We start from the raw sequence: 14,438 nt of genomic DNA on the forward strand, positions 1-14,438 counted from the left end.
CCTGGCCGTACACACCGCCGGTCACGGCCTGTCGGTGGGCAGCAGCGTGCCGAGGGGGCCCAGGTCGAGGTTGAGCTCGGACGGCGAGACGTCGAACCGCTCGCACAGCTCGGTCATGGCCTCCTCCAGGCGCATCAGCGTCACGCCCAGCGTCTCGACCTGCTCGTCCGACAGGTCGCCCTGGTCCATCCGCCGGATGGCCTGCCGTTCCACGAGCTGGCGCACCAGCTCGACGAGCGTCAGCACCAGGCGGCTCAGGTCGCGCCGCACCGCATCCGGGTCGGTGTTCAGCCGCCAGGGGCCCGCCCTCGCGGTCCCCGCGCTGTCCGTCCCGTTCGCGCTGTCCGCGCTGTCCGCGCTGTCCGTCTCGGTCGGCGCGCCCACCCGCCACGGCCCCCGCGTGGTGTCCCACGCTCCGTTCCCGGTCCCACCACCGGCGCCGGTCATGCTCGCTCTCCCTCCTGGCGGGGCCGATGCCGCCCGCTCTCCGCGTCCGGCTCGCCGAGCGGGTCGAACGGCTCGGTGCCGCGTACGGAGCCGAGCAGCGCCCGCAGGGAGATGCGGACGAGGTCGATGTCGGCGATCGACAGCACGATGTCACCAGTGATCACCACGCCGCCCGCGAGCAGCCGGTCGAGCAGGTCGACGAGCGCCACGCGCTCGGGCGGCAGGCGGCCTCCGGCGGTGAGGGAGGGCTCCCTCTGCCGCTCCGGCAGGTACGCCGGGGTGCCGCCGGGCGTCATCGCGGACCTCCGGCCCGGCCGGCCCCGAGGTCGACCGAGGTGAAGGAGTAGGGCGCCCACGGGCCGGTGAGTTCGACGTCCAGGAACCGGTCGCGGAAGCCGTCGAGCACGGCGGCGAACTCCTCCTCGCGGGCAGGGTCCAGCAGATAGGCGCCGTTGAGCACCATCGCCTCGCTTCGCCCGGACAACTGGGGGTCCTGCGGGCGGTGGCGGAGGCTCGCCACCGCGAACCGGCCCAGCTCGGCGTGCAGGTGCTCGGCCCGCTCGGCCGCCGCGCGCCACAGGTCCTCCCGGCCACGCAGGTTCTCCTTCTTCCGGCGCAGGTACGCCATGCCGGGGCTGTCGCCGCCGGCCGTGGCGGTGGCCGTGGTCGTGGCTGTGGTCGTGGCGGGAGGCACCGGTGCGGGCTGCGGCGTCTGCCTGCGCAGATACGCCTTGACGCCCCACTCCCGCCGCCCCGCGACCCGCGACAGGATCGCGGCGAAGTCGTCGTGCCGCCGGTCGAGCAGGTCGCGGACCTGCTCCTCGCCGGTGTAGACGGTCACGAGGCGCACGGGGGCCGTCGGCCCGGCCGCCGCCAGCGCCTCGACGACCCGGTGGTGGGCGCGGGCGACTCCCTCCACCCAGTCGAGGTCCTCCAGCGAGCGGCGCAGCGGTTCCTCCCCGAACCGGTCAAGGGGCACGTCGCTGACATGGGCCACGAGCCCGCCGTGGGAGACGGGCCGGACCACCCCGTCCAGCACGCCACGCAGGTCACGAGGGGGCTCCCTGCCGGGCGTCACCGCGTACAGGTAGACCCCTTGGCCGCGAGCGCCCATGTGGATCTCACTCATAACCCGGCTCCGATCCGGGGGGACGGCCGAGCCGCCTGTCGCGGGCCTCGGCCTGGCGGTCGCCCCGCCGCTCACCCGCACCACGTTCACCCGCCCGTTCACCCGCACGCTCGCCCGCAGGCCCGCCCGCTTCGAGCTCCGTCCGCTCCTCCCAGGCGAGCAGGCGCTCCTCGACCGCGTTCAGGCGCTCGCGCAGCCGCCGGTTCTCCTCGACCAGTTCGCGGTCCTTGCCGCTGAGCCACGGGTCGCGCTCCCACCAGTCGATGCCGATCTCCCGCGCGGTGTCCACCGAGGCGATGACCAGCCGCAGCTTGATGGTCAGCAGCTCGATCTCCAGCAGGTTCACCCGGATGTCGCCGGCGATCACGATGCCCCGGTCGAGCACGCGCTCCAGGATGTCGCCCAGGTTGGTCGACTCCCGGCCCATCACGGGCGTCGGTGCGTACGACTCACGCAGGACGGGACGCGAGCGGGGATCGGTCATAGCCCACCGCCGTAGGCGCCCGTGCCGCGCCGGTAGGTCCGGGTGCGCCGGTAGGACGTGAGGTTGCCCTCGTCGTCCACCTGGCACTCGTAGATCGAGAGCATGTCGCTGGTGGACGGGATCCTGCGATCCTCGACGACCTCGACGTCCACCAGCCAGCCGTTCTCCACGGGTTCCACCGACGTGACACCCTCGGTTTCCTTGGAAGTCAGGTCCGCGATGTACCGCAGGCCGAGCCGGCCGGCGGACACCGCGTTCAGCGCGGCCCTGCGCCGGCGCGGCTCGGCCCCGCGCTCACCCCTGCGCTCGTCCTCGTCGTCGCCCGCGGACTCGTCGTACGGCCCGTCCTCCCCGGCGGGCACGCCGGAGGAGGCCCGCCGCCGGTACGGCGCGGCGTCCTCGTCGTAGCGGGCTCTCCGCCGGGGAGGCATGGACGATCACCCCCTCCGCGGGCCGCTCATGAGCCTGAGGATCTCCTCCACGGCCTGGGCCTCCTCCTCTTCGGAGATCTGGCCCGAGCGCCGGGCCTCCTCGATGGCCTCCAGCCGCCGCCGGACCGCGGCGGGGTCCCTCAGCTCATGCTCGACCTGCTTCTGGATCAGCTCACCCAGCCGGATCACGCCGTGGACCGGGGCGAGCGGCCAGGTGAACAGCGCACTGATCAGTCCCACGGCGGCCTCCCCTCATGAGTCAGGTGGTGACGAAGTCGTACGGCGCCATCGGCCCGAGCAGGCGGACCTCGACCCGGTCGCCCCACTCGGAGCGCAACTCCCCGACGGCGCGTTCGAAGTCGGTCTGGCGGTCGTTCTCGACGAGGAACGCGACGTGCGCGGCGTCCCGCTCGTGACTGGGGTCGCGGACGACCACGCCGGCGGTGAAGGGCTCGAAGCGTTCGACGACGGCCTGCGTGTCGGCCTCGCGCTTCGCGGCGATGATCTGCGTGATCAGCTCGCCGAGCCGGATCCGTTCGTTGCGGGTCACCTCTTCCGGCAACTGCCTGATCCGGTCGCGCAACTGTCTGGCCTCGGCGTTCTCCGTCAGCACCTCGACCAGCACCGGCTGCTCGGCGTACCGCGCCTTGAGGACGAACTGGGCGCGCCCCTCGATCTGCTTGAGGGCGGCCGCGAACGAGTCGTGGTGCGGGGCGAGCAGTTCCTCCACGACCGCCTCGGGCGTGGTCATCACCGCGCCGAACCGCAGGGGGAGCACGGGGACCTCGGCCGCGGCCTCGTCGAGCAGCTGCTCATGGGCCACCAGGTCCTGTGCGCGGCCGAGGGGACGGTCCACGTCCACGTCGCTCACCAGGGCGGCGATCTCGCCGTGGCGGATGATCGTGACCCGGCCGGGGGGCTCGCCCACGCCGACGGCGTCCTCGCTGATCTCCACGTCCTCGGGGAGGATGCCGTAGACGTAGCACGCGGTGTTGGGCCGGGCGGCTTCGGCCCGGTCGCCCGCCCCGGACTGCTTGATGGAGCCCGACATCTCAGTCATCCTCCCGTCGACGACGGCGGGTACGCGGGGCGGGTTCCTCCTCCGCGTAGCTCGCCAACATGTCCTGCAGCTTCTCGCCGGCCGCCTCCAGCACGCCCTGGGCCACGCCCTTGGACTTGCCGCGAGCGATGCTCTGGGGCGCGCTCGACAGGAGGTCGGGCAGCCCCTGCTGCTGGGATGCCAGGTCCAGCCGGTTCACCGCCTCGGCGAAACGGAGGTAGGTGTCGACGCTCGCGACGACGACGCGTACGTCGATGGTGAGAATCTCGATGCCGACCAGTGAGACCCGTACGTAGGCGTCGATAACGAGGCCCTTGTCCAGGATCGTGTCAATGACGTCGGCCAGGCCCGATCCCGATGACCGGCCCGGCAGTCCGCCGCCACCCGCTGGTGGAACGGCTACCGTCATGCGTTTCCCCTCCTCGGTTGTGTGATGTCTGCGATCATTGGCCGTCGCCGCCGCTCGTATCCGCTACTGCGAGGGCCGGCGGCGCCGGATCAGCGGACGGCGCGCCGGCTTCCGCCGCTCGCCCGTCTCCTCGGTTTCCTCGTCCCCGCGCGTCTGCCCGCCCGGCTCCTCGGCTTCCTCGTTCCCGCGCGTCTGCTCGCCCCTGCGGGGCTCGTCGCCGCGGCCCTGCCCGGCCTCCGCTTCGCGCCGCCTGTCCGGTGCCCGCGTGCCGCGCTGCTCGCGCTCGGCCTCGCGGCCGCGGGTGGCCGACCCGCCTTGTCCGCCGGTCGCGGCGCCCGCGTAGGCGGGCCTGCGTGCCCGCCCGGGCTCCTCTTCCTCTTGCTCTTCCTCCTCCTCTTCCTCGTACGGCTCCTCCTCGTACGGCTCCTCTTCTTCGGCCTGCTCCTCGAACTCCTCGGGCTCCTCGGGCTCCTCGTACTCCTCGGCCTCCTCGGGGCCCTCCTCCCGCTCGCGCTCCTCGCGCAGCGCCGTCTCGTGGTCCTTGACGACCTGGCTGTCGCGGATCTCGCCCCGCCAGCCCTCGATGTCGTCGGGGTTCAGCACGGCGTTGGTCATGACGTGCCGTCTGAAGTGCTTGAACTCGAGCCGGACCCGGCGGCCCTGGGCGCGCCAGAGGTTGCCGATGCGCTCGAAGAGACCCTGCGGGTGATACTCGACGACGAGGAGCACCCGGGTCATTTCGGGGGTGACCTCGTGGAAGGTCACCGCGCCGTCCGGGAAGCCCTTCGGCCCCTGCGAGCGCCAGACGATCCTGCTGTCGGGGACCTGCTCGATGATGGTCGACTCCCAAGTGCGGTGGGACCAGAAGACCTGGGCCTTCCACCCGAGCTTCTCGTCGGACTTCTGCTCGACGGTCTCGACCTTCTTCATGAAGCTCGGCCAGTCCTCGAACTGCGTCCACTGGTTGTAGACCAGTCGGATGGGCGCGCCGACGTCGAGCGACTCGACGATGTTGGTGACCTTGAGCTTCTTGCCCTTACGGCCCTTGCCCCCGCCGCCGCCGCCGAACAAGCCCTTGATCTTCTCTTTTCCGTACGCCATGAGGGCCGCGCGTACGGGGTGACCGCCCCCGCCGCCCTCGGTGAGCGCGCTGAGCAGGCCGCCCCCGCCCGTCGCGCCGAGCCGGTCGGCGACCGTCTTGAGCAGCGTGCGGGCGTCCCGGCCGCCGGTGAGGCCGCCGAGCACCCCGCCGAGCACGTTCCGTCCGCCGCCCTCCTTGCCGGTGAGCGCGCTGAGCAGCCCCGAGCCGCCGTGTTCCACGTAGTCGGTGAGACGGCCGGCCAAGCCGTCGATCTTGTCGGCGACCCGGGAGAGGGCGCGTTCCGCGACAGCCGTGGCGAGGTTCTGGAACTCCTGCCCGAGCCGCTGGGTGGGCAGCGTCCCCTCGTCGGGCGCCCGCGTGCCCTGGGCGCGTTCCCGCGTCTGTTCGGTCATCGGTCTCACCTCCTCCGCAGCACGGGACGGGTGGGACGGATCCGGGGCCGGCGCCGCTCCTCGGGTTCGGGCTCCTCGGCCTCCTCCTCGTAGGGCTCCTCCTCGTACTCGTCTTCCTCGTCGTAGGCCTCCTCGGGTTCGGGTTCGGGTTCGCGCTGCGGCGGGCGGCGGCGGGGGGCGCGGCGGCGGCTCTCCTCCGGCCGCTCCTGCTCTTCCTCTTCCTCCTCCGCGGCCCGGCCCTTGCCCTTGGGGTGCCGCAGCGCCTCGGCGCGCTCGTGCAGCTTGTCGCTCAGGTTGTCGATCTGCTTGCTGGTGGCGCGCATGGCCGCCGCCTTGCCGATGTCCAGCAGATCGCCGCGCACGCGCTCAGTGATCTTGCCGACGTCGGGGGCGGCTCCACCCAGGATCTTGGGAACCTGCTCCAGCAGGGCGCCCGCCGCTCCCTCACCCTTCAGGCGGGCGGCGAGGATGGCCAGCGCCAGCATCAGCGCGAAACGGAGCTTCTGGTGCCGGCCGAGGTAGTAGCCCGCGATGACCGCCAGAGCCACCTTCAGTCCGTCTTTCATGATCGCGCCTCCTACTGGCCCGCCCCCGAAGCGCCGGCCCCCGGACGATCTCCCGGTTCGCCGCGCGGCGCTGCGACCCGACTGAACGGTATGAATGCCCTAGACAGACACAGAAAAACTCGATCTCGGACATACCGGGCAGTTTTGGTTGGGCTTGATCTCCGCGTTAGGGCCGTCGGCCTCTGTTGCGCCGAGGCCCACCCCTCTTGGGGGGTTCGAGGGTTTCCGCTGACCCAACCTCGCCCTGCCTGGTCTGATTACTGTGCGCGAATTGGGTATCACGGGCATGTATCGGCGGGAAGCGGCACGAACCGCGCGTACGAAGCGGGGGAGTCACATGACCGAAACCAAAACGTCGACCGCGACCGTCGAGCAGGCGTCCGGACGGTCTTTCGGGGTGCAGGGCGGCTCCGGCCTGGTGACCGAGCGGGGCCGCACCACGATCGCCGACGGCGTGGTCGCCAAGATCGCAGGCATGGCGGCCCGCGAGATCGACGGGGTCCACGATTTCGGCACCGGCACGGCCCGCGCGTTCGGCGCGATCAGGGGCGCGTTCGGCGGCGAGGACGGTGTCACCCGGGGCATGGCGGTGGAGGTCGGCGAGCGGCAGGCCGCCGTGGACATCCACCTCATCGTCGAGTACGGCGTCGCGATCCCCGACCTCGCGCAGGCGGTGCGGAGCCACGTGATCCGCGCGGTGGAGCGCATGTGCGGGCTGGAGGTCACCGAGGTGAACATCGCGGTCGACGACGTCCACCTGCCGAGGCAGGAGGGGGCGCAGCAGCCCGCCGAAGGGGAGCCGCGAGTCCAGTGAACACCGTTCCCGAGAGGGCGGACATGGAGCCGGAGGGCGAGGAACACGAGGTGTCCGCCCGGCGGCTCGCCGACCGTGTGTTGTCGTGCCCCGACGTCGCCGGCCTGTCCCGGGGGCCGTTCGGGGTGGTCGCGACGTACCTGCCCGGTGGTCAGGTCCCGGGCGTGGCCGTACGGGACGACGCGATCGAGGTCGACGTCGTCGCCCGGTACGGCAGGCCGTTGCCGGAGGTGGCCGACCTGGTCCGCGACGCGATCGGCGGCCTGGCGGGCGGCCGCAGGGTGGACGTGACGATCGCCGACGTGGTCACTGACGACAGTGGAAGGGATGGTTGATCATGGAAGGGTATCCGGTCTGGGCCCTCGTCGGACTGCTGTTCGGCGTCGTGCTGGGGATCGTCGGGGCCTTCGGCGGCCTCAGCGCGTTCCTCATCGTCCTGGTCCTCGGGATCGTCGGGTTCTTCGTCGGCATGGTGCTCGAAGGCGGCGTACACATGCCGCAGATGCACCCGAGACGGCAGTGAGCGAGCCGGCGGCGCGCGGGACGACGACGATCTCGGACCGCGCCTTCAGGAAGATCGCCGAGAGGCTGGCGAGCGAGGACGACCACGTGACCGGCCGGCCCCACGTGTCGGCGTCGGTGAGCGGGGCGGTCGCGGCGGTCCACTGCGACCTGGCCGTGCGCTACCCCGCGCCGGTGCCGCGGCTGGCCGCCGAGATCCGCGAACACGTGCGGCGGCGGCTGCGGGAGCTCACCGGCATCACCGTGGAGAACGTGGACATCGAGGTCGTGGAGCTGGTGCCCGAGCAGGGGCCCGGGCCGAGGAGGGGGCATGACCGAAGGACGAGGCCCGTCTGAGAGGCTCCCGCTCTTCGTCCCGACACGGGGCTTCGAGGGTGCGAGAGCCACCCGGGCCTTCCGGCCCAGCCGGGGGCTGCCCGCCGCGGTCGCCGCGCTCGCGCTGCTGGCGATCGGCGGGCTGACCGCCGCCCATGTGGTCGCCGCGCTGCTGGGGCGTCCCATCGGGATCGTGCCGTACGAGCAGTGGGCGCGCTGGGCGAGCACCACGGCCTGGAACGACGACCGGGCCCTCGCGGTGGCGGCCGCGCTGGTCCTGATCGGCCTGGTGCTGATGCTGATCGCGGCGGTACCCGGACGGGGGCGGATGGTCGCGCTGCGCACCGGGGACCCCGACCTGATGGTCGGCCTGCCGCGCCGCACGTTGGCACGGGCGCTGAGAGCCAGGGCGAACGCGGTGGACGGGGTGCGCGCTGCCGGGGCGCGGATGCGCGGCTGGCACGCGGACGTGTCGGTCCGGACCGACCTGCGCGACACGGCGGCGATCGGGGAGCGCGTGCGGGCGGCCGTCGGCGACGAACTGGCCCGGCTCGCCCCCGCCCACCCCATCGCGCTGCACGTCCGGGTCCACGGTCCGTCCTGACCCGCGAGGCCGTGTGGCATAGGAGGCCCGCTGCGCACGCCGGCGGACAAGCGCTGGAGGAGATCGGCTGTGAGGACGAGATCGGGCAAGGGCAACCGCATCGGGCTCGCCCTGTGCGGGCTGGTGCCGCTGGTCGCGGGCGGCCTCGCACTCGCGCGGGCGCTCGGCGCCTTCGGCGGCGCCGCCGCGCGGCGCCCCGTGCTGGACGCCGGGACCAGGAGCTTCGCCGCGGCGACGCCGTGGTTCTGGCCGGTCCTGGCCGCCGTGGGCGTCGTGCTCGCGCTCATCGGGCTGGCCTGGCTGCTGGCGCTGCTGCGGGTCGACCGGCCGCGCAGACTGCGCCTCGAGTCGGGCACCGCGGGGGTCACCGAGGTCGACGCGCATCCCGCGAGTGAGGCCCTCGCGGAGCAGGTCAGCGCCTATCCGGACGTGCGCAGGGCGCACGCCGTGCTGCGCGGCCCGTCCGAGCACCCGCGCCTCGACCTGGGTGTGTCCGCCGCGGAACCGGCCGACCTCGGGGCGCTGGTCACGCGGTTGCACGACGAGGCCGTCCCGAACCTGCGCACCACGCTCGGCCTGCACCGCCTTCCCGCGATGGTCCGGCTCCACCTCACCGGCGGCCACCGGACCCGCGCGACCCACTGAGCGAACCCGCGGGTGGAGAGCGGCCCCCGGCTCGAGTGCCCGCCCTCCGGAGCCGTCACAGGTCGTGCTGCGTGCCGCAGGTCACGGCGAAGGTGCTCTGGCCCGGCGCCGACGTATGGGCCACTGCGAGGACGGGTCAGCCGGACAGGACCTCGGCGAGGACGGCGGCCTGGCTGTGCTCGGCGTCCCTGGTCGCGGTGAGCAGGGTCAGCGGACCGTTCTCCATGAGCCGGCGCAGCCGGTCGAGGGCGGCGCGCCGCTCGGGGTCGCCGAGCTCGGCCAGGTAGCGGCTGCGGAACTCGGCGAACCTCTCCGGGACGTGGCCGTACCAGGAGCGCAGCTCGCCGGACGGCGCCACGTCCTTGACCCATTCGTCCAGATGAGCGGCCTCCTTGGTGAGGCCGCGCGGCCACACCCGGTCGACCAGCACCCGCGTCCCGTCCCCGGGCGCGGGGTCCTCGTACACACGACGCACCGTGACGGCCATCGCCTCACCTCCTGCGGCCATCCTCCCCAGCGGGTGACGGCGTACGCCGGGCGTCCGGCAGCCGGACAGGACGTGTAAGTGAAACTTTCACTCACGGTAAGGATGTTGTCGCTGGTCGGGATTTCGTCCACGATGTCGATCAAAATGTCCCATGTCGCCCGTCTCGGCCCGTGTCTATGGTCCGGAACATGAGGATGCGAATGATCACGGCGGGCCTCGCCATGCTCGGCTCCGTCGCCGCGTCGCTCGTCGTCGGTCAGGCGGCGCACGCGGACACCACGATCTGCGAGAAGTACGGATCGACCACGATCCAGGGCGGCAAGTACGTCGTCATCAACAACGTCTGGGGCAGCGACGCCCAGCAGTGCATCAACGTCACCAACACCGGCTTCACGGTGACGCAGGCGGGGCACAACAAGGCGCAGAACGGCGCGCCCGCGTCCTATCCCGCGGTCTACGCCGGCTGCCACTACAACAACTGCTCCAGCGGCAGCGGACTGCCCCTCGCGGTCAGCAACAGCCAGTTCAACACGGTCCAGACCAGCGTCAGCATGAGCTACCCGGGCTCGGGGGTCTACGACGCCGCGTACGACATCTGGTTCGATCCCACGCCGCGCCGCGACGGCCAGAACACCGGCGCCGAGCTCATGGTCTGGCTGAACCACACCGGCTCGGTCCAGCCCGTCGGCTCGAAGGTCGGCACGGTCAACCTCGCCGGCGGGACATGGGACGTCTGGTACGGCAACACCGGCTGGAACGTCGTCTCCTACGTCCGCACCTCCCCGACGAACTCCATCAACTTCGCCGTGCGGACCTTCTATGACGACATGGTGAACAGGGGTTACGGCCAGCGGTCGTGGTATCTCACCAGCGTCCAGGCCGGATTCGAGCCCTGGGTGGGCGGCGCCGGCCTCGCGGTGAACAACTTCTCCTACAGCATCGGCGGCGTGGTCCAGAACCCCTCGCCGTCCCCCGCCGTCTCGCCGACCGGCGGCAACGGCAGCGGCGCCTGCCGGGTGAGCTACAGCAAGAACGAGTGGCAGGGCGGGTTCACCGGCAACGTGACCGTCACCAACACCTCCTCCAGCGCGGTGAACGGCTGGAATGTCGGCTTCTCCTTCCCGAACGGGCAGAGGATCACCGGCTACTGGGGCGCCGACGTCACCCAGAACGGGTCGTCGGTGACCGCGAGGAACCTGTCGTACAACGGCTCGATCCCGGCGGGCGGCAACGTCTCGTTCGGCTTCCAGGGCACCTGGAGCGGCTCGAACGGCAACCCGACCGGCTTCACCCTGAACGGCACCCGCTGTTCGTGACACGTCCCTGAGGAGTGTTCTCGAGAAGCAGGCGCCGCCGGAGAGAAGCCTCTCCGGCGGCGTTTCTCATGTGATCAGGGGGTGATGTCGATGGTGAAGGTGGACGTCGTGTTCCTGACGTCCTGGTAGTTGTCGCTGAGCCTCAGGTTCTTGAAGGTCACCGACCCGACCGCCGGGCCCTGGCCCGGCTCCGGCATCTCGTTCGCCCACAGGCCGAAGCCCGACTTCGCGTCGAACGCGTCGCCGCTCTTGCGCGCTCCGGAGATCGAGACGTTGGTGAAGACGGTGTCCTTGATCGGGTTGACCGGCTGGCCGCCGAGGTACTGCGTCTGGAACATGATCCCCGAGTACGTCGGGTCGACGATGTCCACGTTGCTGACCCGGATGCCCTGGAACACCTTCGAGGCGGAGAACAGCCAGATCGCCGGGAAGGTCTGCTGGCCCCAGAAGTGGCCGCCCGCGCGGACGATCGAGATGTTGTCGAACACGGTGGGCGGGCTCGCGCCGAAGCCGTTCATCGGGTAGCCGAAGTCGAGCGAGCTGATCGTGATGCCGGAGTAGGTCAGCGTGTCCGCGATGTAGATGTTCCTGAACGTGTTCGCGTACCCGCCGTAGACGGCGATCCCGGCCGCGCGCCACGGCAGGATCGCGGTCAGGTTCTCGTAGACGTTGTTCTTCTCGTCGGCGCCTCCCGCGTCGATCGCCGAGAACAGTGCGAAGCTGTCGTCGCCGGTCGTCCTCGCCTCGATGTTCGAGACCAGGTTGTCCGTGCTGCCGTTGGTCATGTTGACGCCGTCGGCGAAGGTGTCGCGGATCCGCGAGTTCTTGATCGTGATGTTGTCGGTGTTCGCGCCCCAGTACATGCAGACCTGGTGCTCGACCCAGATGTTGTCGATCGTCATGTTCGCGACGTTCTGCCAGTCGAACACCTTGCCCGGCCCGTCGATTCGGGTGGTGTAGTTGCCGAAGTAGGCGAACCCGGAGAACACCGAGCCGTTGGCCGACGACTCCGCCCGGAAGCCGACGTCGGTGTTCTCCTGCGTCGACGGGGCGTGGAACCGGGTGAACCACGGCCCGGCGCCGGCCACCTTGACCGCCTTGCCGTACACCTGGAACTTGCTCGACGTCTGGTAGTCGCCCGGCGGCAGGTAGACGCCCACGAGCTTGCCCGTGGTGTCCATCCGCACCTTGTCGAGCGCGTTCTGCACGTCCTGGTGGGTGAACCCGGCGGGCACGGCGTACGCCGCGGGGTCGGGGTTGGGGATCGCCGACACCTGCTCCAGGTTGACGAAGTCGATCGCGTACGTGGAGGTGTTGGCCGCGTCCTTCTGCAGCCGGATCTTGCTGCCCGCCGGGACGGTCGTCCCGAGCATCACGTTGGCCTCGTCGTAGATGTGCCGCGGGCCGCCCGCGCCCGGCGAGTTGCCGGGGCTCGCCTCGGCGCCGTACAACCAGGCGTACTTCGAGGTCAGGTTGACGGCCTTGAGGAAGCTGCCGTTGACGTAGACGTTCAGCGTGGCGTCGGTGCCGCCGCCGCCCGGCGCGTCCGGGATCGAGAAGCGGGTGACCAGGGTGTTGGTGCTTGCCCTGGTCGTCCACTCGACGTAGCTGCCCGTCGTGGTGAGCCGCACGGCCCTGCGGCCGGACGCCTCGCCGGCCAGATCGCCGATGGTCCGGTTGGGGCCGACGACCGTCGCCCCGCCGCCGGTCACGCCGTCCTCGGCCTCGTACATGTCATACGGCATGTTCGCGCCGCGGCCGGCGAAGAACGGCAGGCTGGAGGTGTTGTTGGCCTGCTTGACCGGCAACTCGTTCGCGTCGGCGGCGAGCACCGTCTTCACCGTGTATCTGCCGTTGACCGCCGTCCATGTGCCCAGGTTCACCGGGCTCGTCGTGGCGCCGGCCGCGATCGCGCCGCTGTAGGAGCCGGTCAGCGTCTTCACCACGGTCCCGGCGTCGTTGACGATCGTCAGCGTGATCCCGTGGGCGCCGCCCGCCGACGCGACCGTGCCCTGGTTCTTGATCGCCACGGTGAACGTCACCGGATTCCCCCCGGCCGGGTTGCCCGGCGACCAGCTCACCGGAGAGGCCACCAGGTCGGAGCTGTCCACCGGCCGCACGACCAGCGGCGACGAGGCGGTGAAGGAGTTGTTCGTCTCGTTCTGCTCGATCACCGCGTTCGACTCGTCGGCCTTGGCGCTCAGCGGGTAGCTGCCCGCGTCGCGCCGGCCGATGTCGGCCGTCACGGTGGCCGAGGCGCCGGCCGCGAGCGCGCCCACGTTCGCCGTGCCGACCTTGGTGGTGCCGAAGTAGAAGTTCACGTTCGTCGCGCCGGAGGCGGCGTTGCCGATGTTCTTGACGGTCGCGGTCAGCGTGACCGGATCGGTCTCCACCGGGGAGGCCGGGGACGCGCTGAGGGCGCTGATGGTCAGGTCGGGGTTGGGGGCGGGGACGCCGACGACCTGGAACTCGGCCGCCTGGCCCGCCGGGGCGCCGGAGTTGCCGGTGAACTTCAGCTGCACGTCCGCGACCCGGCCGCTCACCGGGATGGACACCGAGTTGCCGGTGGCCGGGCTGAAGGAGTACTGGGTCGCGCTGGTCAGGTTGGTGAACCCGGCCGCGCTCTGCTCACGGCCCAGCACCTGGATGGTCTGCGTGCGCGGTCCCCAGGAGCTGTCGGGGTTGAGCTTGACGTTCACCTGGGAGATGTCGGCGTTGGCGCCGAGCGCCACGGTGAGGGTGTTGGGGTAGCTGCCGCTCGCGCCCTCCCAATAGGTGGCGGTGTTGTTGTCGTTGGCGTTGGCGGCCACGAAGGTGAACACAGAGCCGTTGGCCGTGATCGGCTTGCCGAGTGCCAGGTTGGTGCCGCCCGGCCCGCCGGTCCCGGTGCGGGTCACGGTGGTGGACGGGCCGGACTCGTTGCCGGCGGCGTCCTTGGCGGTCACGTAGTAGGACACCGTGGCGGTGTCGGGCTGGTTGTCGGTGTAGGTGAGCACGTTGCCGGCCACCGTGCCGCGCTGCGTGCCGTTGGCGTAGACGGTGTACCCGGTCACCCCCACGTTGTCGGTGGAGGCGTTCCAGGTGAGCCGGATCTGCCCGGAGGCGGGCTGGGTGTAGGCCAGGTTGCCCGGAGCGGTCGGCTTCTGATCGTCACCGCCGGGGTTGCTCGGGCCGTAGACCTCGAACTCGGAGATCTGCCCCGCGGGCCAGCCGGTGTTGGCGGTGATGTTCAGCCGTACGTACCGCGCGGTGGTGGCGGTGAAGTTGATGGTGACGGTGTTGCCGCCGGCCGGGTTGAAGGTGTAGCCGGCGGAGGGGACCGTCGTGGTGGTCGGGTTGTCGGTGGTGCCGGTCAGCACCGACAGCGTCTGCGTGCGGGTCTGCCAGGCCGACAGGTTGGGGAGCTTCAACACCAGCTGGTCGATGCTGACGGCCGAGCCGAGGTCCACCTGGAGCCACTGCGGGAAGGCGTTGTTGGCGCTCTCCCAGTAGGTCGCCTGGTTGCCGTCGTTGGCGTTGCCCGCGCCGTACACGTCGGCGTGGGCGCTTTCCTTCATGGTCTTGCCGGCGGCGAGGTTGGGGCCGCCGGCGGCCGAGGCGGGGGAGAGGGGCGCGGCCACGGCGAGCAGACAGGCCGCGATCAGCACAGCGATCAGGCGCGATAAGGGGACGTGCGTTTTCGACATTGGCGTTCCTCTGTCCGGCAGGAACCGAC

At 71.1% G+C, this 14,438-nt stretch carries 19 protein-coding genes; 7 read left to right on the plus strand and 12 right to left on the minus strand.

Features of this window, described 5'->3' with window-relative positions; all coding sequences use genetic code 11:
- Positions 1-21: 21 nt before the first annotated feature.
- The 10 genes from ACWEQG_RS28415 to ACWEQG_RS28460 form a co-directional block, all read right to left on the minus strand.
- Positions 22-447 (minus strand): gas vesicle protein K, encoded by a 426-nt coding sequence (locus tag ACWEQG_RS28415; RefSeq protein WP_452289325.1) that lies wholly within the window; start codon positions 445-447, stop codon positions 22-24.
- Complete coding sequence (locus ACWEQG_RS28420; protein WP_452289327.1) at positions 444-743, minus strand: gas vesicle protein; 300 nt, start codon at positions 741-743, stop codon at positions 444-446. The genes ACWEQG_RS28415 and ACWEQG_RS28420 overlap by 4 nt, the downstream gene beginning before the upstream one ends.
- Positions 740-1,576 carry a GvpL/GvpF family gas vesicle protein gene (locus tag ACWEQG_RS28425; protein WP_452289329.1) on the minus strand — a complete coding sequence of 279 codons (837 nt, stop codon included), beginning with the start codon at positions 1,574-1,576 and terminating at the stop codon, positions 740-742. The genes ACWEQG_RS28420 and ACWEQG_RS28425 overlap by 4 nt, the downstream gene beginning before the upstream one ends.
- Positions 1,569-2,060, minus strand: a complete 492-nt coding sequence (locus tag ACWEQG_RS28430) for a gas vesicle protein (protein ID WP_452289330.1) — start codon at positions 2,058-2,060, stop codon at positions 1,569-1,571. Before ACWEQG_RS28430 ends, ACWEQG_RS28425 begins: the two co-directional genes overlap by 8 nt.
- On the minus strand, positions 2,057-2,491 hold the full coding sequence (gene gvpO / locus ACWEQG_RS28435; RefSeq protein WP_452289332.1) for a gas vesicle protein GvpO: 435 nt from the start codon (positions 2,489-2,491) through the stop codon (positions 2,057-2,059). Before gvpO ends, ACWEQG_RS28430 begins: the two co-directional genes overlap by 4 nt.
- A gap of 6 nt (positions 2,492-2,497) precedes the next feature.
- Entirely contained in the window at positions 2,498-2,731 is a 234-nt protein-coding gene (locus tag ACWEQG_RS28440) for a gas vesicle protein GvpG (RefSeq protein ID WP_169981626.1), read from the minus strand.
- Positions 2,732-2,750: 19 nt separating this feature from the next.
- Positions 2,751-3,542: a GvpL/GvpF family gas vesicle protein gene (locus ACWEQG_RS28445; RefSeq protein WP_452289334.1), complete on the minus strand. Its 792-nt coding sequence runs from the start codon at positions 3,540-3,542 to the stop codon at positions 2,751-2,753.
- 1 nt (position 3,543) lies between these two features.
- On the minus strand, positions 3,544-3,960 hold the full coding sequence (gene gvpJ / locus ACWEQG_RS28450; RefSeq protein WP_346225314.1) for a gas vesicle protein GvpJ: 417 nt from the start codon (positions 3,958-3,960) through the stop codon (positions 3,544-3,546).
- Positions 3,961-4,023: 63 nt separating this feature from the next.
- Positions 4,024-5,454: an SRPBCC family protein gene (locus ACWEQG_RS28455; protein WP_452289336.1), complete on the minus strand. Its 1,431-nt coding sequence runs from the start codon at positions 5,452-5,454 to the stop codon at positions 4,024-4,026.
- Positions 5,455-5,459: 5 nt separating this feature from the next.
- Entirely contained in the window at positions 5,460-6,020 is a 561-nt protein-coding gene (locus tag ACWEQG_RS28460) for a hypothetical protein (protein ID WP_452289338.1), read from the minus strand.
- Between the two features lie 337 nt (positions 6,021-6,357).
- Between ACWEQG_RS28460 and ACWEQG_RS28465 the strand changes: the two genes are divergently transcribed.
- The 6 genes from ACWEQG_RS28465 (at position 6,358) to ACWEQG_RS28490 (ending at position 8,920) form a co-directional block, all read left to right on the plus strand.
- Positions 6,358-6,834, plus strand: a complete 477-nt coding sequence (locus ACWEQG_RS28465; protein WP_452289340.1) for an Asp23/Gls24 family envelope stress response protein — start codon at positions 6,358-6,360, stop codon at positions 6,832-6,834.
- A complete protein-coding gene (locus tag ACWEQG_RS28470; RefSeq protein ID WP_452289342.1) occupies positions 6,831-7,169 on the plus strand; it encodes a hypothetical protein in 339 nt (112 codons plus the stop codon). Before ACWEQG_RS28465 ends, ACWEQG_RS28470 begins: the two co-directional genes overlap by 4 nt.
- Positions 7,170-7,171: 2 nt before the next feature.
- The gene (locus ACWEQG_RS28475; protein ID WP_452289344.1) at positions 7,172-7,357 is read left to right on the plus strand and encodes a hypothetical protein; all 186 of its coding nucleotides are present in this window, start codon (positions 7,172-7,174) and stop codon (positions 7,355-7,357) included.
- Positions 7,354-7,692: an Asp23/Gls24 family envelope stress response protein gene (locus tag ACWEQG_RS28480; protein WP_452289346.1), complete on the plus strand. Its 339-nt coding sequence runs from the start codon at positions 7,354-7,356 to the stop codon at positions 7,690-7,692. Before ACWEQG_RS28475 ends, ACWEQG_RS28480 begins: the two co-directional genes overlap by 4 nt.
- Positions 7,667-8,275, plus strand: coding sequence for a DUF6286 domain-containing protein (locus ACWEQG_RS28485; protein WP_452289348.1), 609 nt, complete (start codon positions 7,667-7,669; stop codon positions 8,273-8,275). Before ACWEQG_RS28480 ends, ACWEQG_RS28485 begins: the two co-directional genes overlap by 26 nt.
- A gap of 69 nt (positions 8,276-8,344) precedes the next feature.
- Positions 8,345-8,920, plus strand: coding sequence for an alkaline shock response membrane anchor protein AmaP (locus tag ACWEQG_RS28490; RefSeq protein WP_452289350.1), 576 nt, complete (start codon positions 8,345-8,347; stop codon positions 8,918-8,920).
- A 136-nt stretch (positions 8,921-9,056) separates the two neighbouring features.
- On the opposite strand, the gene ACWEQG_RS28495 is transcribed toward ACWEQG_RS28490, so the two are convergent.
- On the minus strand, positions 9,057-9,407 hold the full coding sequence (locus ACWEQG_RS28495) for a DUF488 domain-containing protein (protein ID WP_363462843.1): 351 nt from the start codon (positions 9,405-9,407) through the stop codon (positions 9,057-9,059).
- Positions 9,408-9,595: 188 nt separating this feature from the next.
- Here ACWEQG_RS28495 and ACWEQG_RS28500 point away from each other — a divergent pair, with 188 nt between their 5' ends.
- Positions 9,596-10,723, plus strand: coding sequence for a GH12 family glycosyl hydrolase domain-containing protein (locus tag ACWEQG_RS28500; protein ID WP_452289352.1), 1,128 nt, complete (start codon positions 9,596-9,598; stop codon positions 10,721-10,723).
- 74 nt (positions 10,724-10,797) lie between these two features.
- Here ACWEQG_RS28500 and ACWEQG_RS28505 read toward each other — a convergent pair whose 3' ends face one another.
- Positions 10,798-14,409, minus strand: coding sequence for a galactose-binding domain-containing protein (locus ACWEQG_RS28505; protein ID WP_452289353.1), 3,612 nt, complete (start codon positions 14,407-14,409; stop codon positions 10,798-10,800).
- Positions 14,410-14,438: the final 29 nt, after the last annotated feature.

The sequence above is a fragment of the Microbispora sp. NPDC004025 genome (genome assembly GCF_053604425.1).